The following is a 20,369-nucleotide window of genomic DNA, read 5'->3' as shown; positions in this document are numbered from 1 at the left end:
CATCCACGGGCGGAGCGGGAGCGCAGCGGACGCGGCGCAGACCCGAGGACCCATGCCGCGACTGTCGCGCGCCGCAGCGGTGCAGGTAGGAGATGCGAATGGACGCCTCTTTTGCACCGCTGGATTCTAGCGCAGACGTCACCGAATGAATCCTCGGGTCTGCGCCGCGTCGCTTCGCTCCTTGCTCCGCCCGTGGATGAGGAAGCGACGGGCCTTTTCGCAAATCGCCGAGGTATGCGATCTGCCTTAACTCGGCACTTATCGCTCCACCAAATTTTTCGGATGTCTTACCCCACCTCGATCACAGCCTTGATCAACCCCGATTTCTCATGCGCCCAGCGGGCGAGATCATCCGGCGTGCCGGCCAGCGTGGTGCGGTGGGTGACGAGTTTTGCCAGAGGCACGGCGCCGTTGCGGATCGAGGCGGCGACGTGGTCGAAATCGACTTTCAGCGCGTTGCGGCTGCCGATCAATGTCATTTCCCGCTTGTGGAATTCCGGGTCGGAAAAGACGATGTCGTCCTTGACGACACTGACCAGCACGAGCGTGCCACCATGCGCGACATGTGCGAAGGCCGACTGCACCGAGGCGGTGTTGCCGGTGGCGTCGAAGACGATGTCGAACCCTTCGCCGCCGGTTGCCTCGCGCACCAGTTCGGCTGCCGCTTTTTGTGAGCCGTCGAGCGTGGCGAAGCCGAGTTCGCCTTTTGCAAAATCCAGCCGCTCCGTGCTCATGTCGAGCAGGCTGACATCGAGCCCGGCGATGCGCGCAAACAGCGCTGCGCCAAGGCCGATCGGCCCGGCGCCGATGACCAGCGTGCGGGCGCCTGGTTCGGCGCGGGCGCGCCGCACGGCATGCGCGCCGATGGCGAGGAATTCCACCGCCGCCGCATCGGCCAGCGATAAGCCGTTTGCCGGATAAAGATTCCGTGCCGGCACCAGGATCTGCTCGGCCATGGCGCCGTCGCGATGCACGCCAAGCACTTCGATCCTGACGCAGCAATTCGGCTTGCCGTGTCGGCAGGCGATGCATTTTCCGCAAGCGAGATAGGGATTGATGATGACGGGCTCGCCCACGGCAAGGTCGACATCTTCGCCGGTCTCGACGACGGTGCCCGACACTTCGTGGCCCATGATGCGGGGATAGGCGAGGAACGGATGCTTGCCTTCGAAGATGTGGTAGTCGGTGCCGCAGATGCCGACATGGCTGACGGCGACCAGCGCCCAGCCGGCAGGCGGCGCTCCTGGCGCCGGCCGGTCTTCCAGGACAAGCTCGCCGGGCGAGCGGCAGACAACAGCTTTCATTCGGCAATTCCAGTGTTCAAAAAGGCGCCGGTCCGTTGTTGAGCGGACCGACACGGAAGGTCAGGGAGAATTACTTGCCGCGACGGCGCAGCCCGTCGAAATAGACGATGATTATGATCAGCGCGCCGGTGATGATGCGCTGCCAGAACGAGTTGACGTTGAGCAGATTGGCGCCGTTGTTGATGGTGGCCAGGATGAAGGCGCCGAGCAGCGGGCCATGCACCGAGCCGACGGCGCCGAACAGCGAAGTGCCGCCGATCACCGATGAGGCGATCGCCTGCAACTCCCAACCTTCCGCCTGGGTAGGGTTGCCGATGCCGATGCGCGCCGCCAGCAGCACGCCGACGAAGGCCGCGCATAGGCCCGACAGCGTGTAGGCCATGTAGATGGTGCGCTGGACATTGACGCCCGAGAGGCGCGAGGCCTCGGCATTGGATCCCACGGAGAAGAGATAGCGGCCCCAGCGGCTGTGGTGCAGGAAGATGTAGGCCGGGATACCGACCAGGATCACCATCCAGAACAGATTGGGGATGCCGACAAAGGAACTGCGCGAGAACGCGGTGAAGCTGTCGCTGTTGATGTTGATCGAATTGCCGTTGGTCATCAACAGGCCGATGCCGCGCAACGAGGTCAGCGTCGCCAGCGTGATGATGAAGGGCGGCAGGCCCATCTTGACGATGCCGAAGCCATGGAACAGGCCGATGGCAACGCCGACCAGCAGCGTCACCAGAATGGCGACCCAGATCGGGAAGCCGGCATTGATCATCATGGCGACAATGACGGTGGCGAAGCCGACCACGGCGCCGACCGAGAGGTCGATGCCGCCGGTGATGATGACGAAGGTCTGGCCGACCGCCATGATGGCGATCATCGACCCTTGCCGCAAAAGATTGGCGATGTTGTTGGAGGACGCGAAGCTCGGCGTCGCCACCGACAGCACGATCCAGAGCAGAACCAGCAACGCCAGAAGCGTCAGCCCGAACAGGACGTTGTAGTTCCGTTTCGGTTTTTCGATCGCGGCAGTTTCGATGCTCATGGTTCCTCCCGTTTCTTCTTGTCTGGACGGCGTTTTCAGCCGATCGCCTGCGTCAGCACGTCTTCATGGCTGGCGGCGCGAAAACCGTGGCTCGCCACCAGTTTGCCGCGCCGGAACACGTGCAGCGTATCGGCGAGCTCATAAACCTCGGGCAGATAGGACGAGATCAGGATGATGCCGGCGCCCTTGGACAACAGTTCCCCGAACAGGCGGTAGATCTCGGCCTTGGTGCCGACATCGACGCCGACGGTCGGCTCGTCGAAGATGAACAGCTTGGCGCCATGCGCCAGCCATTTGCCGATGACGATCTTCTGCTGGTTGCCGCCGGACAGGCTGGAGGCCAGGGCGCCGCGCGTCGGCGTCTTAATGCGGAGGCCGGCGATCTGGCGATCGGCCTCGGCCTTTTCCTTCGCACCGGAGATCAGCAGGTTGTTGGAGATGCGCTTGTAGATCGGCAGGTTGAGGTTGAGGCCGACCGGCAGGTTCAGGCACAGGCCCTGGTCGCGGCGGCTTTCCGGCGCCAGCGCCATGCCGAGCTTGATCGCGTCGTGCTCGGAATTGATGTGGACCGGCTTGCCTTGCCAAAGGACCTGTCCGGCCGACTTCTTGTGGCGGCCATAGAGCGTGGTGACGAACTCGCTCCGCCCGGCGCCGATCAGGCCATAGAGCCCGACGATCTCGCCGGCGCGCACCGTCATCGAGACGTCTTCGAAACCCTTGCCCGACAGGTTTTTCGCTTCAACGATCACGGCACCGGGGGTGAAATGCTCCTTGTGGTAGACTTGCTCGATCGAGCGGTTGATCATCATCTTGACCAGCTCGGCGTCATTGGTCTCGGCAATGTTGCGAGTGCCGACCAGCGTGCCGTCGCGCAGCACCGAGACGCGATCGGCGAGTTCGAACACCTCTTCCATGCGATGGCTGATGTAGATGATGGTGACGCCTTCGCCCTTGAGCCTGCGGATCAGCGTGAACAGCTGGTCGGCTTCCTTGCGGGTGAGATAGGCGGTCGGCTCGTCGAAGATGAGGAATTTGGTGCCGCGCACGGTGGCGCGGGCGGCGGCGATCAGCTGCTGCTGGCCGATGGTGAGGTCACCCAGCATGACATGCGCCGGCAGGTCGAAGCCGAGACCGTCGATGATCTTCTGCGCTTCCTTGACCATGGCGCGCTGCTGCAGGATGCCGAAGCGCGAGTTCTCCTCGCCGAGGAACATGTTGGCGGCGACGGTGAGATGGCGACAGAGCACGACCTCCTGATGCACGGCGTTGATGCCCAGCGCCATCGCCTCGTGCGGGGTTGCCAGCGCTGCCGGTTTGCCCTCCCAGACGACATCGCCGGAGGTGCGCGGCATGACGCCGGTCAGAAGCTTGATCAGGGTGGATTTGCCGGCGCCGTTCTCGCCGACGATGGCGTGGATCTCACCTGCCTTGAAGGCAAGGTGAACGGGCTTCAGCGCATGCGTGCCGGGATAGCGTTTTTCCAGCCCGTGCAGTTCGAGGATCGTCCTGCCGGGCGCTAGCGTTGGGGCCGGGTGCAGTTCCTGCGCCATGGGCGTCATGACAATCCTCCCAGATTGGCCTTACGATTGGCACGTCGCGATGCAGTCAAGCCGCATTGTCGAGGTGATTCAAGCCGGTGGATATTCAAGCTTGTATCCGGTGTTTCCGGGGCGCGAGGCCCCGGAAAGGATTTTTGGTCGACGGGCTCAGAGCTTCGGGTTGAGCAGGGCGTCGATCTTGGGGTCTTTCATGTTTGCCTTGGTCACCAGGTTGGCGCCTGTGTCGACATTGGCCTCGACCTTCTCGCCCTTCGAGGCGGCGAGCGCGGTCTTGATGCCGTCATAGCCCATCCGGTACGGATCCTGGACGACGAGCGCGGAAATGACGCCGTCATTGAGGAACTTGATCAGCTTCTCGTCGCTGTCGAAGCCGACCAGCGCCAGCTTGCCGCCAAGGTTGTTCTCGGCGACTGCCTGACCGACGCCCTGCGCCATGATCAGGTTGGACGCGAAGATGCCCTTGAGGTTCGGGTTGGCGGTGATCAGGTCGGTGGCGATGTTGAGACCGGTCGTTGCCTGGCCGTCGGCATATTTGTCGGCGACGAGCTTCAGCCCCGGATATTTCGCGGCCAGCTGCTCGGTGAAGCCCTGCTTGCGCTGCTCCAGCGAACCGGCGCCCGGCGCGTTGGTGATCAGCGCGACGTCGCCCTCGATCTTGCCGCCATTGGCTTCGCCGATGGCTGCTGCAAGACCGTCAGCGGCGACGCGACCGCCCTGCACATTGTCGGTGGTCAGGAACGAGGTGAACGCCTTGGAGTCGGCGCCGGAGTCGATGCCGATGACCTTGACCTTGCTGGCCGCTTCATCGATGGGCTTGCCGAGCGCCTTGAATTCGGTCGGCGCGATGACGATCGCGGCCGGGTTGCCGGCGACGGCATTCTCGAGGATCGAAACCTGGCCGTTGACGTCGGTTTCAGCCTGGGCGCCGAGTTCGGGTACGTTGACGCCGAGATCCTTGCCGGCCTTGCGGGCGCCGGCCAGGACGATCTGCCAGTAGAAGGACGTGGTGTCCTTGACGATGATCGGAATGGTCACGTCCGCCGCCGAAGCCGGCGCCGTCTGCAGCGTGCCGGCAAGCATCGAGGCGGCAGCAAGTGCCATCAGTGAGCGGCGGTTGAGAATGCTGGTCACGAATTTCATTAGGAATCCTCCCTAGATCGCCCGGTGAAGGTTGCGGAAGCTCCATTTGGATAGGCGCGGCCCAAAAGGAACTTTATCAATAAAAAACAGTTGCCGCTTTTTGATAGTGCATCGGTCCGGCCGACGCAAGCGGTGTTTCATATAGGCCTGCGCATGGCTCGGCGGGGAAACCTCCCTGCCGATCCTCAGTGCCACGTCCAGACGCTCCCGATCCTCCTTGATCATCATGGAATATTAATTCCACCGTCGAGTCAATATGGAATATTCATTCCTTCTTGAGAGCCGTGATCGTGGCGTTTCGTCAGCCGAGCTCCTGAACGATGGTGTAGGGAGTGTAGCGGGCGAATTCCGCTTGCGGCACCTGGACGTTGAACAGGTCGAGGTTGCGCGTCAGGTTGGCGGGCTTGGCCGTTCCGGTCAGCACGCTGGCCACGACAGGCTCCTGCAGCGGAAACTGCAATGCAGCCGCCGCCAGCGGATATCCGCCCTCATCAGCGATTTTCTCCATCGCCCCAACACGCTCGAGTATGTCCTGCGTCGCCGGCAGATAATCGAAATGCGCGCCGTGCACCGGCCCGGTCGCCAGGATGCCGGAGTTGAAAACGCCGCCGATGATGAGCGAAGTCTGTCGCTCACGACACAGCGGCAGCAACTCGGCTTCAGCCGAGCGGTCGAGCAGCGAATAGCGGCTGGCCAGCAGGATGCAGTCGAGCGGCGCTTCGCACAGCACGTCGAGGCAGATCTGCACCTCGTTGACGCCGAGCCCATAGGCGGAAATCACGCCGGACGTTTTAAGCTCTTCCAGCGCCTTCAAGCCGCCGTCGATCAGCTGGCGAAAGTGCAGCTTCGTCTTCTCGACGCCATGTGTGTAGGTGCCGATGTCGTGCACAAACAGGATGTCTATCCGGTTCAGCCCGAGCCGGGCATAGGAGAACTCGACCGAGCGCATGATGCCGTCATAGGAGTAGTCGTAGTCGAGCGCGAAGGGCAGCGGGTCGACATAGGAATGATCGGGAACCTGGTCTTCCGGCACCGGGCGGAACAACCGTCCGACCTTGGTCGACAGCACATAGGAATCCCGCGGCTTGTAGCGCAGGAAATCGCCGGTCCGCCGTTCCGACAGGCCGAAGCCATAGAAGGGCGCGGTGTCGAAATAGCGCAGGCCGGCATCCCAGGCTGTCTGCAGCGTCTCCATCGCCGCTTCGCGCGGACACGCCCGGTAGAGCCCGCCGATCGCCGCCCCGCCGAAGCTTATCTCGGTTACCTCGAGCGCAGTCGTGCCGATGCGGCGTTTGTCCATCCACAGCCTCCCCTTGTGAGCCGTCTTTGCAGCCCGCTTTTTTCGTCGGTGGTTAGAGCGTCGCGCCGAGGTGCCACGGCACGAACTCGTTGTCGCCGTAGCCGAACGCCTCGCTCTTGGTCTTGCGGCCCGATGCCGTCTCGACGATGAGTTCGAAGAGTTCCCGGCCCATGCCGGCGATGGTCTTCTCACCCGAAGCGATGACGCCGCAATTGACGTCCATGTCCTCTTCCATCTGGTGGTACATGGTCGAGTTGGTGGCGACCTTGATCGACGGCGTGGGCCGGCAGCCGAAGCAGGAGCCGCGGCCGGTGGTGAAGACGATGATGTTGGCGCCGCCCGCCACCTGACCGGTCGCCGAGACCGGGTCGTAACCGGGCGTGTCCATGAACACCAGGCCACTGCCGGTGACCTTTTCGGCATAACCGAAGACGCCGTTGAGCGGAGTCTGGCCGCCTTTGGCCACGGCGCCCAGCGACTTTTCCAGGATGGTGGTCAGACCGCCGCGCTTGTTGCCGGGCGAGGGGTTGTTGTCGATCGAGGCGCCGTGCTTGGCGACATGGTCCTCCCACCATTTGACGAAACCGTCGAGCTTCTTGGCGATCTCCGGCGTTGCCGCGCGATAGGCGAGCAGATGTTCGGCGCCATAGATCTCCGTCGTCTCCGACAGGATGCCGATGCCGCCGACGCCGGCCAGGATGTCGACCGCCGCTCCCAGCGCGGGATTGGCGGTGATGCCCGACATGCCGTCGGAACCGCCGCATTGCAGGCCGACGACGATCTCCGAGACCGGGATCGGCTCGCGCTGATACTGGCCGACTTCCTCGGCGATTTCGGCGAGCACGCCCATCGCCTTTGCGACCGATTTGCGCGAACCGCCGGCGTCCTGGATGTTGAAATGGCGTTTTCCCGCCGCCGCACCCTTCTGGCCGTAAAGGGTGAGCTGGTTGACCTCGCAGCCGAGGCCGACCATCAACGCGCCGCCGAAATTCGGATGGCGGGTGTAACCGGCGAGCGTGCGGTGCAGTACCATCATGCCGTCGCCGGTGCCGCTCATGCCGCAGCCCTGGCCATGGACGATCGGGACGAAGCCGTCGATCCCCGGATATTTCGGCAGCAGCACGCGGTTGGCCTCGTCGGCGATGGCGTGGCAGACGGTGGCCGAGCAATTGACGCTGGCGATGATGCCGATGAAGTTGCGGGTGCCGGCACGGCCATCGGCGCGACGATAGCCCATGAATGTCCGGGCGCGGTCAGCTTCGGTGGCATGCTCCGCTTCGCTCGGCGGCACCACCGGCAGACGGCCGGACTCGAAGACCAGATTGTGCGAATGGACGTGGTCGCCGGGCGCGATGTCCTGGGTGGCGCGGCCGATGGCCTGGGCATACTTGACCACCGCCTCGCCGGCGGCGATAGGCTTGATCGCCACCTTGTGGCCGGGCTCGATCAAGGCCGTGGCGAGGGCGCCGCCGGGCAGAGGGGTGCCGATCTCGATGCGGCCATTGGCGACCGCGACATTGTCGGCGGGGGACAGAAGAATGCTGTTCGAGGCGTTCACGGGCAGTTTCCTGGGTCTGTTCCTGGGGATGCGCGGATTGACACGCGTCTGTTTACATATAATGTCTTTTATCGTGAAAAAACATTTGTGCGTCAATTGTTTTTTCAGGAGGAGACCATGCGTCCGATGGACGCTTGGCTTGTGGGGACGGCGTCTTACACGCAGAGCGTTTTGCTTTGCCGGGTGAGCGCCAGGACATATGTGATATCGCGCTTCAAGCCAGCCACAGCAAGCGCCGGCGCGCAACGGGGCAGGGATGTCGAAGAGCAACAACGTCTACAAGGACGCTTACAACAGGGGTCTGCGGCTGCTCGATGAGACGCAGAGCCTGCCGTCGGAGCCGGAGCTGGGCACTTTGCTTGGCGTCAGCCGTACCACCGTGCGCACCATTCTGGCGCGCATGGAAGAGACCGGGCTGATCGCGTGGAACAAACGCAGCAAGACAGTGCTCAGGACGCCGAAGCCGGATGATTTCTTCCCCGAGGAGGAGACAGACACACTGGCCCAGATCATCGAGCGGTCGTTTATGCGCAGGTTGCTGGCCGGCGGTGCAGAGGCCGGCATGCAGATCAACGAGCTCGAACTGGCGCGCGAGATCGGCGTCGGGACCACCAGCGTGCGCGAGTTCCTGATCCGCTTCTCCCGCTTCGGCCTGATCGAGAAGCGGCGCAACAGCCACTGGGTGCTGAAAGGATTTACCCGTGCCTTTGCGCTCGAACTCACTGAAATCCGCGAGATGTTCGAGATACGCTCGGCGGCGGCCTTTGCCGCCTTGCCCGGGGATAGTCCGGTCTGGGCGGATCTCGACCGGCTGGAAGACGAGCACCGGCTTCTGGCCAGCGAAATCGCCATCCGCTTCAACGAATTCTCGGAGCTAGACGAGCGCTTCCACCGGCTGATCCACCGGGCGTCGCACAACCGCTTCATCGTCGATTTCTACGACGTCATCGCCATGATCTTTCACTACCACTACCAGTGGAACAAGGCGCAGGAGCGCGAGCGCAACGAAGTCGCGGTGAGCGAGCATCTCGCCTACATCGCGGCGCTGAAATCGCGCGATCTCGGCAAGGTCGACGCCGCCTGCCGCAAGCATCTGAAGTCGGCACGCCACACGCTGTTGACGTCGATCCCGGAAATCGGCGGCCGCCCGGCTTCCTGAGCGCGACGTCCGAAGGGACGTTATGCGCACAAGATCTCTGCCTCATGCCGTTATCCCAAACCGCTGCGCACTTTTGTGCGACATGGATCGAACGCGCCGCGTTGCCGCAGCGATGATTTGGCGATTTTCCGCCGACATGCCGCGTGCTAGATATCCACGCGTTGCTGCGTGAAGAGGCAGGTCTTTGGACTTCCGGCGTAAGAGATGGAGCATGACGGCCGCCTTTGTCGCGGCCTGTGTGCTGCTGCTCCAGTCGACGCTCGGCGTGCTTGCTTTCGGCATTGCGCCGGATGCCTCGCAACTCGACGCTTTCGGCAACGTCATCTGCAGCCATGATGGGGCGGTCCAGCTTCCCGGCGGCGATCCGCACCAGCAGCATATGCCCGCGTGCTGCATGCTCGGCTGCAGCATGGCCTCCGTCGCCTATGCGCCGCCAGCAGGCGTCGGCGTGGCGCCGGTGAGCCTGTCTTTTGAAACAGTCGCGTTTCTCCCGCCGGCAGTCAGGCATCCCGACGTCACGCGTGAGCGCTCTCCGGCCAATCCGCGCGCGCCGCCGCTTGCGGGCTGAAAAACCGCCGCTCGCTTCGCGTAACCTGCGCAGGCGATAATCATCCAATGATAAACACGTTCGCAGCCGGACAAAGGCGCGACCTCATATTCATGGAGCCTACCCATGTTCCTTTTTCTTCGTGCCGGCGCGTTGCGCCGCAGTGCCCCTTTCTCCATCACTATCGAGCAGCGTCTCGGCAGCGCCCTCTTCGCCTTTGCACTGTTGTTCGCCGGCCCCCATTCCGTCCTTGCGCATGAGTTCAAGGCCGGTGACATCGAGATCGAGCATCCCTGGTCGCGCGCCACGCCGGCCGGCGCCAAGGTTGCCGGCGGCTATTTCACCATCGTCAACAAGGGCAGCGCAGCGGACCGGCTGCTGTCGATTTCCTCCGACATTTCGGGGAAGGCCGAACTGCATGAAATGGGGGTGAAGGATGGCGTCATGACCATGCGCCCGGTCAGTGGCGGCCTGGACATTCCGGCGGGCGGCAAGATCACGCTGGGTCCCGGCGCCTACCACGTGATGTTCATGGATTTGAAGCAGCCCCCTAAAGAAGGCCAGATGTTTGCCGCTACGCTGACTTTCGAGAGGGCCGGAACCGTGACCGTCGAGTTTGCCGTGCAAGCCATAGGCAGCGCGCCACCCCTGGAAGACAACGACTGACCAATTATTGCCAATCAATTTTTTCGAGAGGGACCCATCATGAACAAGCATCATTTGCCGGCCGCTGCATTCCTCGTCCTGGGGACAAGTGCCGCCTTCGCCCATATCACGCTCGAAACACAGGAGGTTGCGGTCGGTTCGACCTACAAGGCCGTGCTGCGCGTGCCGCATGGCTGCGACGGCAAGGCGACGATTGCCGTGCGCGTGCAGATCCCGGAAGGGGTGATCGGGGTGAAGCCGATGCCCAAGCCCGGCTGGACGCTGCAGGTCAAGAAAGGCAAGTACGAGAAATCCTACCAGCTCTATGGCGAGGCGGTGACCTCGGGCGTCAAGGAAGTCGACTGGAGCGGCGGCAGCCTGCCGGATGAATTTTATGACGAGTTCGTCTTCCGCGGCACGTTGGCCGCCGATCTGCCGGCCGGGCAAAAACTCTATTTTCCGGTGGTGCAGGAATGCGATGGGGCCACCACGCGTTGGATAGAGATTCCGGCGGCTGGTCAGGATGAGGATGCGCTGGAAGATCCGGCGCCCGGCCTCAACCTGCTGCCGAAGAAATGATGCATTGGCGGCGCGCTGCTTCGAAGCGGCGCGCCACTGTTTTGGTGGATGGCATGAACGTGGCCTGTTTTCAGCGGATAGAACGGACAGCCGGCAGGTGCTTCGGCCTGCTGGCCGCGATCCTGCTGCTTGCCGTCCTTGCCACGCCAAACCAGGCCTTTGCCCATGCGGCGCTGATCAAGGCCGAGCCTGCCGACGGCGCGGTTCTGGAGCGAGCGCCGACGCAATTTTCGCTGACCTTCAGCGAGCCTGTGTCGCCGCTGGTGCTGACCTTGGTGCGGCCCGACGGTACGCCTGTCGCTTTGACCTCGTTTCGGTTGAGCGACCAAACGGTTGAGATCGACAATCCACAAAAGCTCGGGCCGGGCACCCATGTCTTGAGCTGGCGGGTGATTTCCGCCGATGGCCATCCGGTCGGCGGCTCGGTGCTGTTTTCCGTTGGCGCGCCAAGTGCGGCGCCGGCGGTGGGGGAAGCTGTCGATATAGATTTGCGGTCAGCGATCTGGACCGGCAAGGTTCTTCTCTACATCGGGCTTTTCCTCGGCATTGGCGGAGCCTTCGCGCTGACATGGCTGGCGCAAGGCCAGCGCTCAGGCCAGCGCTTCGTCATTGCCGCCATCCTGTGCGGGCTGGTCGCAGCACCCCTGTCGCTCGGGTTCCAGGGGCTGGACGCGCTGGGCGCGCCACTCGCCCGGCTGGCGCAACCGGTGGTCTGGCGGACGGCGCTTGGCACCAGCTTCGGCTGGACGGTGCTGATTTCGCTGGCGGCGCTCGGGCTTGGCCTGCTGTCGTTGGTCGGATCGCGTGCTGGCGCCAGGCCGTTGGCGCTCGCCGGGCTGGCCGGTGTGGGTGCAGCCCTTGCCGCCAGCGGCCATGCCAGTGCAGCCGAACCGCAATGGCTGACGCGGCCTATGGTGTTCCTGCATGGCGCCGGCATCGCTTTCTGGGCTGGAGCGTTGCTGCCGCTCGGCCTGGCGTTGAGCAGCCAATCGGTGGAAGCCGGGGCGTTCCTGCGGCGGTTTTCGCGCGCGATCATGCCCGTGGTAGTAGTGCTTGCCGCCGCCGGTGTGGTGCTCGCCATCATCCAGGTGCAGACACCGGCGGCACTGGTCAACACCGCCTATGGCCGGCTGCTGCTGATCAAGCTGGCGCTGCTGGTGTTTCTGTTCACGCTGGCGGCGGTCAATCGATGGCGGCTCACCGCCTTGGCCGAGGCCGGAGCGACGGAAGTGCGGCGACGGCTTAGCCGCTCGATCTCAGTCGAAATGCTGATCGTGCTCCTGATCTTCGGCGTTGCCGCCGGCTGGCGCTTCACGCCGCCGCCACGGGCCCTGGCAATCGCCGCGGCACAACCGACGTCGACCCATATCCACACTATGAAGGCGATGGCCGACATCGACATCACGCCCGGCCATACCGGGGAGGTCACCGCCTCCATCGTCATCATGGATGGCGATTTCGGCCCGCTCGACGCCAAGGAAGTGACGCTGGTACTGTCCAAGCCCGATTCCGGCATTGAGCCGATAAAGCGTCCGGCGACCAAGCCAGGCGATGGCACCTGGCGCGTCGACAATCTCGTCATCCCAATTCCGGGCCGCTGGACGGCGCGGCTCGATATTCTGGTTTCGGATTTCGAAGTGGTAAAGATCGAAGCGCCGATCGATATCCGCGCCGAGTGATATTCAGCCCGCCCGCGAAGGACGCTCAGCCGAGTTCCTGGGCTAACCCGATGAGATGCCCTTCCGGCCCGCGGATGTAGCAGAGCCGATACACGTCCTCGTAACGGACGACTTCACCGGCCAGCTGCGCGCCACGCTGGCGGAGCCTTTCAAGCGTGTCGCCGATGTCGTCCACGGTAAACATGACGCGCAGGTAGCCCAGGGCATTGACCGGGGCGTTGCGGTGATCGGCGACGACCGTCGGCGTGAGGAAGCGGGAGAGCTCGAGCCGGCTATGGCCATCCGGTGTGCGCATCATGGCAATCTCGACGTGCTGATCGCCGAGCCCGGTGACACGTCCGGCCCACTCGCCTTCGATCGTCGCCCGCCCTTCCAGTTCGAGGCCGAGCTCGCGAAAGAAGGCAATCGTCTCGTCGAGGTCATCGACGACGATTCCGACATTGTCCATCCGTTTGACTGCCATAAGTTCAACCTAACGTCATGTGTTCGATCGGCAAGGCGTCGCCTGGTCACCAACTGACCCTTCCTGACTCGGTCTGACACAACGCAGACGCAACACAATTCGGCGAGGCGGTTGACGTGGCGCGAAAGGCCCGTCAATCATCTCGCCGAAAAATGGGCATCCCGAAAAACGCGGCCTCAACAAAATCCGAAAGCAGGGAAGAAACGATGGAAAAAGCCGAAATAGGCCTGATCGGCCTTGGCACAATGGGCTCCAACCTCGCGCTCAACATTGCCGAGCACGGGCACCGCATCGCCGTCTTCAACCGCACCAAGGCGCGCACCGATGCCTTCCTCGAAGGCGCCGGTTCGCTCAGGGACATGGTGGTGCCCTGCTACAGCCTGGAGGAACTGGCAGCTGCGATCAAGCCGCCGCGCCCGGTCATCATCATGGTGCTGGCCGGCAAGCCGGTCGACGAACAGATCGAAGCGCTGCGCTGCGTGTTGTCTGACAACGATATCGTCATCGATGCCGGCAACGCCAATTTCCGCGATACGATGCGGCGCTTTTCGGAACTGTCGGGCTCGGGTCTCACCTTCATCGGCATGGGCGTATCCGGCGGCGAGGAAGGCGCGCGCCATGGACCGTCGATCATGGTCGGCGGCACCGAAGACTCCTGGAAGCGCGTCGAACGCGTGCTGACCGCGATCTCGGCCAAGTTCAAGGATGAACCGTGCGCTGCCTGGCTCGGCACAGACGGCGCCGGGCATTTCGTGAAAACCATCCACAACGGCATCGAATATGCCGACATGCAGATGATCGCCGAGATCTACGGTATCCTGCGTGACGGTCTCGGCATGGGGCCGAAGGAGATCGGCAAGGTCTTCGAGGACTGGAACAAGGGCCGGCTCGATTCGTATCTGATCGAGATCACCGCCAAGGTGCTGGCCGCTGACGATGCAAAGACCGGCAAGCCGGTGGTCGACATCATCCTCGACCGTGCCGGCCAGAAGGGCACCGGCAAATGGTCTGTCATCGAGGCGCAGCAGCTCGGCATTCCGGCGACGGCCATCGAGGCGGCGGTGGCGGCCCGCGTGCTGTCCTCGATCAAGGATGAGCGGCAGGCGGCCGAAAAAGCCTATGGCAATATCGGCGTCACCAAGATCTCTGGCGACAAGGCGGCACTTCTGAAAGACCTGGAGCTGGCGCTGCTCGCCGGCAAGATCGCCGCCTATGCACAAGGTTTCGCGGTGATGAGCGCCGCCTCGAAGGAGTTCAACTGGAACTTGCCGATGCCGACCATCGCCAAGATCTGGCGTGCCGGCTGTATCATCCGCTCGCAGATGCTCGACACCATGGCGGAAGCCTTCGGCTCGGGCGGCGCGTCCACCAACCTTTTGATGGCGCCGGCTTTCACCACCATGATGCAGGAGGCGCATCCGTCGCTCCGGCGCATCGTCGCAAGAGCGTCGGAGGCCGGTTCGCCCGTGCCGGCGCTGGCGTCGGCGCTTGCCTATTTCGACAGCTACCGCCAGGGCCGCGGCACCTCGAACCTGATCCAGGCGCAGCGCGATTTCTTCGGCGCGCATGGTTTCGAGCGCATCGGCGAGCAGGGGGCTTTCCATGGCCCATGGGGCAGCGGCGCTGCCGGCTAGGTCAGGTGAGGCGGCCTCTCAGGTCGTGCCAGTCAGCCCTGATACGCGACGACGTCGCCTGGCTTGACCACAGTCTGCAAAGAGCCAGGTGCCGCGCCGCCTATCCAGCCCAGCACGGCGCGGGCAAGCTCGGTGCCGGCGAGGCGGAAGTCTTCGTTGACGATCAGCAACTCCCGGCGGAACAGATGCAGCAGTTCCGACGATTGCTTGGACACGACATCGACGTCGCGGCCGAGTTTCAGGCCGGCATCCTCGATGCCGGCGACGATGGCCAGCGTTGCTGCGGCGGCGCTGCTGACGAAACCGTCCGGCCTGACGTCGCGGCGCATCAACTGCGCGGTCCGCGTCCTGATCTGATCGATCGACTGGTCGATCGAAACAGCGTTGAACGGCACTTCGCTGGCGTCGACCTCGCTCAGTGCGTCGGCAAAGCCATTGACCGTGTGGTCGTAATAGGTGAGCCCGACCGGCGGCGCTACCAGCGCCAGCCGGCGCCGGCCGACGCTGGCCAGATGGCGCACCGCTTCGGCGGCGAAGGCGTAATTGTCGAAGTCGTGATAGGGGTGGACAAGCCCCATATCGGTGCGGCCATGCGTGGCAAAGGGTATGCCACGCTCCAGCATGTAGCGGGCGCGCGGATCGTTGGGCTGCGTGCGTGAGATGATGACGCCATCGGCCGAGCCGGACTCGACCAGATACTTTACCGGGTCCAGCGGATCCTGCGAGCGCGAGTAGGGCGTGACGATCAGGTGATAGGGTGTGTCGGCAATGACCTCCGAGACGCCGTAGATGATGTCCGAGACAAAGCTCATGATCTCGCGCTCGGTATTGAGCACGAGGCTGATAACATTGGTCTTGCCGGTCCGCAGGCGCACGCCGGCGCGGTTCGGCCGGTAGCCGATCTGCCTGGCGACGAGTTGAACCCGCCGCCTGGTCTCGGCGCCGATCTCGGGTGCATCCTTGAGCGCGCGCGAGACGGTGGTGACGCCGAGCCCGGTCATGAAGGCAAGCGTTTTCAGCGTCGGCCGCTCATGCGCCGACGCCTCGTCGTCCTTCTCCGTCTGGTCCCTGTCCATTCGTCCCGCCCCGTCAGGCGCATAGCAGCCGCCGGACCAGCCGACAATCGCTTCGATGACGATGTGGCACGGTTCTTCGCCGTCAGGCCTCAATATACTGAAACGTTACAGATTTCCAACATCGCAGCGCGCGGGTCTCTCAAGCCATGGTTTTGGCAGGGTTTTGGCGGCCAGAAACGTTGCGCGACAATCAGGTTCGAGACGGTTTTCTTGCGCTGCAGCATGATTTTGCAGCGCAGCACCCGGTTTTGCGCGGAGTTTGCCGGTTTGCTCGCAACGAATTTGTTCGCGCCTCGAAAAAACATTCGAGCGCGTTTATCTCAGGGGTTGCACGCACCGCATAATTGCCGTATCGAAAATCTGTAACGTTTCAGATTCTGGGAGGAACCGAAATGCGCTATAGACTTTTGACCGCTGCCCTTGCCGCGACGGCCGCGCTTCAGCTTGCCGGCCCGGCGGCCGCCACCGACCTGGAAGTCACCCATTGGTGGACGTCGGGCGGCGAGGCGGCGGCGGTTGCGGAATTCGCCAAGGCCTTCGACGCGACCGGCAATCACTGGGTCGACGGCGCCATTGCCGGATCCGGCGGCACGGCACGGCCGATCATGATCAGCCGCATCACCGGCGGCGATCCGATGGGCGCCACCCAGTTCAATCACGGCCGGCAGGCCGAAGAACTGGTGCAGGCCGGCCTGATGCGCGACCTCACCGATGTCGCCACCAAGGGCAAGTGGACGGAAATCGTGCGGCCGAAGAGCCTGCTCGACAGTTGCACCATAGACGGCAAGATCTACTGCGTGCCGGTCAATATCCACTCCTGGCAGTGGTTGTGGCTGTCGAACGAAGCCTTCGATAAGGCCGGCGTGCCGCTGCCGAAGGACTGGAATGAATTCGTGGCGGCAGCGCCCGCCCTGGAAAAGGCGGGCATCATCCCGCTCGCTGTCGGCGGACAGGCCTGGCAATCTTCCGGCGCCTTCGATGTGCTGCTGGCGGCGGTCGGCGGCACCGATGCATTCCTCAAGGTCTACAAGGACAAGGACGCCAAGTTCGCCGCTGGGCCCGAGATCGCCAAGGTCTTCAAGGCCGCCGACGATGCCCGCAAGATGGCGAAGAACACCAATGTGCAGGACTGGAACCAGGCGACCAATCTGGTCATCACCGGCAAGGCCGGCGGCCAGATCATGGGTGACTGGGCGCAAGGCGAGTTCCAGGTTGCCGGCAAGGTCGCCGGCAAGGACTATGCCTGCCTGCCGGGCCTCGGTCTGAACGAAGTTATCGCCACCGGCGGCGACGCCTTCTATTTCCCGCTGCTCAAGGATGCCGACAAGTCCAAGGCGCAGGAGGTGTTGGCAGAGACGCTGCTCGACCCTAAGACTCAGGTCGCCTTCAATCTCAAGAAGGGCTCGCTGCCGGTGCGCGGTGACGTCGATCTCAATGCGGCGAACGACTGCATGAAGAAGGGTCTGGCCATCCTCGCCAAGGGCGCCGTCATCCCGTGGACGGACCAACTGCTTTCGCAGGATACCCAGAAGCAGAAGGAAGATCTCTTCGCCGAATTCTTCGCCAAGCCGGACCTGACCATCGAAGACGCGCAGAAGCGCTTCGCCGACCTCATCGCTTCGGCAGACTGACGTTGGAGGCAATACACCTCGCTCCCGGCCTTGCGAAAGCAGGGCCGGGATCGCACCGCCCTTACCCAGCCGGCTGACGAGATGAGCAAGAGCGAACGCCCCAACCCGCTGTTCCGCAACATCAATGCGAAGGTCGCCTCGATCCCGATGATCCTCACCGCGTCGGTGGTTTTCGTCGGCGGCACCGTCTGGACGGTGTTCTATTCCTTTACCAATTCGAAGCTGCTGCCACGGCTGAATTTCGCCGGGCTCGACCAGTATTACCGGCTGTGGGCGACGCCGCGCTGGCTGATCTCGATCGAGAACCTTTTGATCTACGGCGCGATCTCGCTGGTGTTCTCACTGGTCATCGGCTTCCTGCTTGCAGCGCTTCTCGACCAGAAGATCCGTTTCGAGGACACGTTCCGCACCATCTTCCTCTATCCGTTCGCGCTTTCCTTCATCGTCACCGGCCTGGTCTGGCAGTGGCTGCTCAATCCGGATTTCGGCATCCAGCATGTGGTGCGGGACCTCGGCTGGACGAGCTTCAACTTCGACCCGCTCTACAATTCCAGCATCGTCATCTACGGCATTTCGATTGCGGCGCTGTGGCAAGGCACCGGGCTCATCATGTGCCTGATGCTGGCCGGCCTGCGCGGCATCGACGAGGACATCTGGAAGGCAGCGCGGGTAGACGGGATCCCGATGTGGAAGACCTATCTGTTCATCGTCATCCCGATGATGCGGCCGGTTTTCATCACCACGCTGGTCATCATCGCGTCGGGCATCGTCAAGGTCTACGACCTCGTTGTCGCCCAGACCAGCGGCGGCCCCGGAATCGCCTCCGAAGTGCCGGCCAAATATGTCTATGACTACATGTTCTTCGCACAGAATCTTGGCCAGGGCTTTGCCGCCTCGACCATGATGCTGCTCTCGGTGGTGATCGTCGTCGTGCCGTGGGCCTACCTTGAATTTGGAGGCAGGAAGCGTGGCTGACCCGGCCGTCCCTTTGCCCGCCAGCGCGGGTGCCGCCGAGCGCGAAGCCTCCGGGCCGCGCGGGCCGAAGCCGCGGCATGTCTTCTCGCGCCGCAATATCTTCCTCTATGGCACGCTGATCGTGGTGGCGGTCTACTATCTGCTGCCGCTCTACGTGATGGTCGTAACCTCGCTCAAGGGCATGCCCGAGATACGGATGGGGAATATCTTCTCGCCGCCGCTCGAAATCACGTTCGAACCGTGGGTGAAGGCGTGGGCGACCGCCTGCACCGGCCTCAATTGCGACGGGCTTTCGCGCGGCTTCTGGAATTCGGTGCGCATCACCGTGCCGTCGGTGCTGCTGTCGATCGCGATCGCCTCGGTGAACGGCTATGCGCTCGCCAACTGGCGCTTCAAGGGCGCCGACACATTCTTCGTCATCCTGATCGTCGGCGCCTTCATCCCCTATCAGGTGATGATCTATCCGATCGTCATCATCCTGCGCGAGATCGGCCTCTACGGCAGCCTCAGCGGCCTGGTGATCGTCCATTCCATCTTCGGCATGCCGATCCTCACGCTTTTGTTCCGCAACTATTTTGCCTCGATGCCGGAAGAGCTGTTCAGGGCGGCACGGGTCGACGGCGCCGGCTTCTGGGGCATCTTCCTGCGGATCATGGCGCCGATGTCGCTGCCGATCTTCGTCGTCGCCATCATCCTGCAGGTGACCGGCATCTGGAACGACTTCCTGTTCGGCGTCGTCTACACCCGCCCCGACACCTATCCGATGACGGTGCAGCTCAACAACATCGTCAATTCGGTGCAAGGCGTGAAGGAGTACAACGTCAACATGGCCGCCACCATCCTGACCGGCCTTGTGCCACTCATCGTCTACTTCATTTCCGGCAAGCTTTTCGTGCGCGGCATCGCCGCCGGTGCGGTGAAAGGGTGATGGCGATGACGGCAGCCAACGGCACCAGCGTTTCGATCCAGGACCTGTCCCTGAACTTCGGCTCTGTATCGGTGCTGCAGACCCTCAATCTCGAGGTCGCAGAGGGCGAGTTCATCGTGCTGCTCGGTCCCTCGGGCTGCGGCAAGTCGACCTTGCTCAACTGCATCGCCGGGCTGCTCGATATTTCCGAAGGCCGCATCTTCATCAAGGGCAAGAACGTCACCTGGGAGGAGCCCAAGGATCGCGGCATCGGCATGGTGTTCCAGTCCTATGCGCTTTATCCGCAAATGACGGTGGAGAAGAACCTGTCGTTCGGCCTGCGCGTTGCCGGCGTGCCCAGGGATGAGATCGCCAAGCGCATCGCACGCGCCGCCGAGATCCTGCAGATCGAGCCGCTTTTGCAGCGCAAGCCCGCGGCCTTGTCCGGCGGCCAACGCCAGCGCGTGGCGATCGGGCGGGCGCTGGTGCGCGACGTCGATGTCTTCCTGTTCGACGAGCCACTATCCAATCTCGACGCCAAGCTGCGCTCGGAACTGCGCGTCGAAATCAAGCTTCTGCATCGCAAGCTGCAGAACACCATGATCTACGTCACCCACGACCAGATCGAGGCGATGACGCTGGCCGACCGTATCGCGGTCATGCGCGGCGGCGTCATCCAGCAGCTCGACGCGCCGCAGACGATCTACAACCGGCCGGTCAACCGTTTTGTCGCGGGCTTCCTCGGCTCGCCGGCGATGAATTTCCTCGAAGGGGAGCTGGAAGCCGGTGCTGCTCCGGCGTTCAGGACCGACGGTGTTTCGGTGCCGCTCGACCGCTATACCTTTGACGGCACGGAGCGCCCGGCCGGCGCTTGCGTGCTGGGCATCCGGCCTGAACACATCGCTTTCGGTGACGCTGCAAAGTCGATGCCGTTTTCCGCCGGCGGTTCGGTCGAGATCGTTGAGCCGATGGGTTCCGACACGCTGGTGTGGACCAAGCTTGCCGGCCGCAACTTCTCCTTCCGCGTCGAAGCGGAACGGACGCTGCGCAGCGGCGATCCGATCCAGTTCGGTTTCGATCCGGCGCGCGCCTCGCTGTTCGACGCTGCGACCGGCAATCGCCTGTGACCCTCTAGAATCATCCGCAAACCATCCTCCCAAGAACGACCGAAACGATC

General features: G+C 63.2%; 19 protein-coding genes. 10 read left to right on the top strand and 9 right to left on the bottom strand.

Translation table 11 applies throughout. The features are described from left to right. Nucleotides 1–287 precede the first annotated feature (287 nt). The 7 genes from X771_RS161190 to X771_RS161220 form a co-directional block, all read right to left on the bottom strand. The gene (locus X771_RS161190) at nucleotides 288–1,304 is read right to left on the bottom strand and encodes a zinc-binding alcohol dehydrogenase family protein (RefSeq protein WP_023686620.1); all 1,017 of its coding nucleotides are present in this window, start codon (nucleotides 1,302–1,304) and stop codon (nucleotides 288–290) included. Between the two features lie 70 nt (nucleotides 1,305–1,374). Continuing rightward, on the bottom strand, nucleotides 1,375–2,340 hold the full coding sequence (locus X771_RS161195) for an ABC transporter permease (RefSeq protein WP_023669818.1): 966 nt from the start codon (nucleotides 2,338–2,340) through the stop codon (nucleotides 1,375–1,377). A gap of 35 nt (nucleotides 2,341–2,375) precedes the next feature. After that, nucleotides 2,376–3,899 (bottom strand): sugar ABC transporter ATP-binding protein, encoded by a 1,524-nt coding sequence (locus X771_RS161200; protein ID WP_023686619.1) that lies wholly within the window; start codon nucleotides 3,897–3,899, stop codon nucleotides 2,376–2,378. Nucleotides 3,900–4,046: 147 nt separating this feature from the next. Continuing rightward, nucleotides 4,047–5,039: an ABC transporter substrate-binding protein gene (locus X771_RS161205; protein WP_023686618.1), complete on the bottom strand. Its 993-nt coding sequence runs from the start codon at nucleotides 5,037–5,039 to the stop codon at nucleotides 4,047–4,049. 12 nt (nucleotides 5,040–5,051) lie between these two features. After that, nucleotides 5,052–5,267, bottom strand: a complete 216-nt coding sequence (locus tag X771_RS161210; RefSeq protein WP_023686617.1) for a hypothetical protein — start codon at nucleotides 5,265–5,267, stop codon at nucleotides 5,052–5,054. Between the two features lie 73 nt (nucleotides 5,268–5,340). Beyond that, nucleotides 5,341–6,339, bottom strand: coding sequence for an aldo/keto reductase (locus X771_RS161215; RefSeq protein WP_023686616.1), 999 nt, complete (start codon nucleotides 6,337–6,339; stop codon nucleotides 5,341–5,343). 52 nt (nucleotides 6,340–6,391) lie between these two features. Next, complete coding sequence (locus X771_RS161220; RefSeq protein WP_023669813.1) at nucleotides 6,392–7,897, bottom strand: altronate dehydratase family protein; 1,506 nt, start codon at nucleotides 7,895–7,897, stop codon at nucleotides 6,392–6,394. Between the two features lie 256 nt (nucleotides 7,898–8,153). On the opposite strand from X771_RS161220, the gene X771_RS161225 reads away from it, so the two are divergent. From X771_RS161225 to X771_RS161245, 5 genes are all read left to right on the top strand, one after another. Further along, nucleotides 8,154–9,056 (top strand): GntR family transcriptional regulator, encoded by a 903-nt coding sequence (locus tag X771_RS161225; protein WP_023686615.1) that lies wholly within the window; start codon nucleotides 8,154–8,156, stop codon nucleotides 9,054–9,056. Between the two features lie 211 nt (nucleotides 9,057–9,267). Then, complete coding sequence (locus X771_RS161230; RefSeq protein WP_023686614.1) at nucleotides 9,268–9,624, top strand: DUF2946 family protein; 357 nt, start codon at nucleotides 9,268–9,270, stop codon at nucleotides 9,622–9,624. A 105-nt stretch (nucleotides 9,625–9,729) separates the two neighbouring features. Further along, the gene (locus X771_RS161235; protein WP_023686613.1) at nucleotides 9,730–10,269 is read left to right on the top strand and encodes a copper chaperone PCu(A)C; all 540 of its coding nucleotides are present in this window, start codon (nucleotides 9,730–9,732) and stop codon (nucleotides 10,267–10,269) included. Between the two features lie 39 nt (nucleotides 10,270–10,308). Next, nucleotides 10,309–10,827, top strand: coding sequence for a YcnI family protein (locus X771_RS161240; RefSeq protein ID WP_023686612.1), 519 nt, complete (start codon nucleotides 10,309–10,311; stop codon nucleotides 10,825–10,827). 53 nt (nucleotides 10,828–10,880) lie between these two features. Continuing rightward, nucleotides 10,881–12,506: a copper resistance CopC/CopD family protein gene (locus X771_RS161245; protein WP_023686611.1), complete on the top strand. Its 1,626-nt coding sequence runs from the start codon at nucleotides 10,881–10,883 to the stop codon at nucleotides 12,504–12,506. 25 nt (nucleotides 12,507–12,531) lie between these two features. Here X771_RS161245 and X771_RS161250 read toward each other — a convergent pair whose 3' ends face one another. Continuing rightward, entirely contained in the window at nucleotides 12,532–12,969 is a 438-nt protein-coding gene (locus X771_RS161250; RefSeq protein WP_023686610.1) for a VOC family protein, read from the bottom strand. 206 nt (nucleotides 12,970–13,175) lie between these two features. Between X771_RS161250 and gndA the strand changes: the two genes are divergently transcribed. After that, nucleotides 13,176–14,603, top strand: a complete 1,428-nt coding sequence (gndA, locus tag X771_RS161255; RefSeq protein ID WP_023686609.1) for an NADP-dependent phosphogluconate dehydrogenase — start codon at nucleotides 13,176–13,178, stop codon at nucleotides 14,601–14,603. Nucleotides 14,604–14,635: 32 nt separating this feature from the next. Here gndA and X771_RS161260 read toward each other — a convergent pair whose 3' ends face one another. Then, nucleotides 14,636–15,679: a LacI family transcriptional regulator gene (locus X771_RS161260; protein WP_023683027.1), complete on the bottom strand. Its 1,044-nt coding sequence runs from the start codon at nucleotides 15,677–15,679 to the stop codon at nucleotides 14,636–14,638. A gap of 392 nt (nucleotides 15,680–16,071) precedes the next feature. Between X771_RS161260 and X771_RS161270 the strand changes: the two genes are divergently transcribed. From X771_RS161270 to X771_RS161285, 4 genes are all read left to right on the top strand, one after another. Beyond that, nucleotides 16,072–17,310 (top strand): ABC transporter substrate-binding protein, encoded by a 1,239-nt coding sequence (locus tag X771_RS161270; protein ID WP_023686607.1) that lies wholly within the window; start codon nucleotides 16,072–16,074, stop codon nucleotides 17,308–17,310. An 81-nt stretch (nucleotides 17,311–17,391) separates the two neighbouring features. Continuing rightward, nucleotides 17,392–18,285, top strand: a complete 894-nt coding sequence (locus tag X771_RS161275; RefSeq protein WP_023683029.1) for a sugar ABC transporter permease — start codon at nucleotides 17,392–17,394, stop codon at nucleotides 18,283–18,285. Beyond that, complete coding sequence (locus X771_RS161280; protein WP_023669802.1) at nucleotides 18,278–19,213, top strand: carbohydrate ABC transporter permease; 936 nt, start codon at nucleotides 18,278–18,280, stop codon at nucleotides 19,211–19,213. Before X771_RS161275 ends, X771_RS161280 begins: the two co-directional genes overlap by 8 nt. Nucleotides 19,214–19,218: 5 nt before the next feature. After that, nucleotides 19,219–20,319 carry an ABC transporter ATP-binding protein gene (locus tag X771_RS161285; protein WP_023686606.1) on the top strand — a complete coding sequence of 367 codons (1,101 nt, stop codon included), beginning with the start codon at nucleotides 19,219–19,221 and terminating at the stop codon, nucleotides 20,317–20,319. Nucleotides 20,320–20,369: the final 50 nt, after the last annotated feature.

Source organism: Mesorhizobium sp. LSJC269B00, from assembly GCF_000502815.1.
In the GTDB taxonomy this organism is placed as follows: Bacteria; Pseudomonadota; Alphaproteobacteria; order Rhizobiales; family Rhizobiaceae; genus Mesorhizobium.
This window is presented reverse-complemented; position numbering and strand designations above follow the sequence as displayed.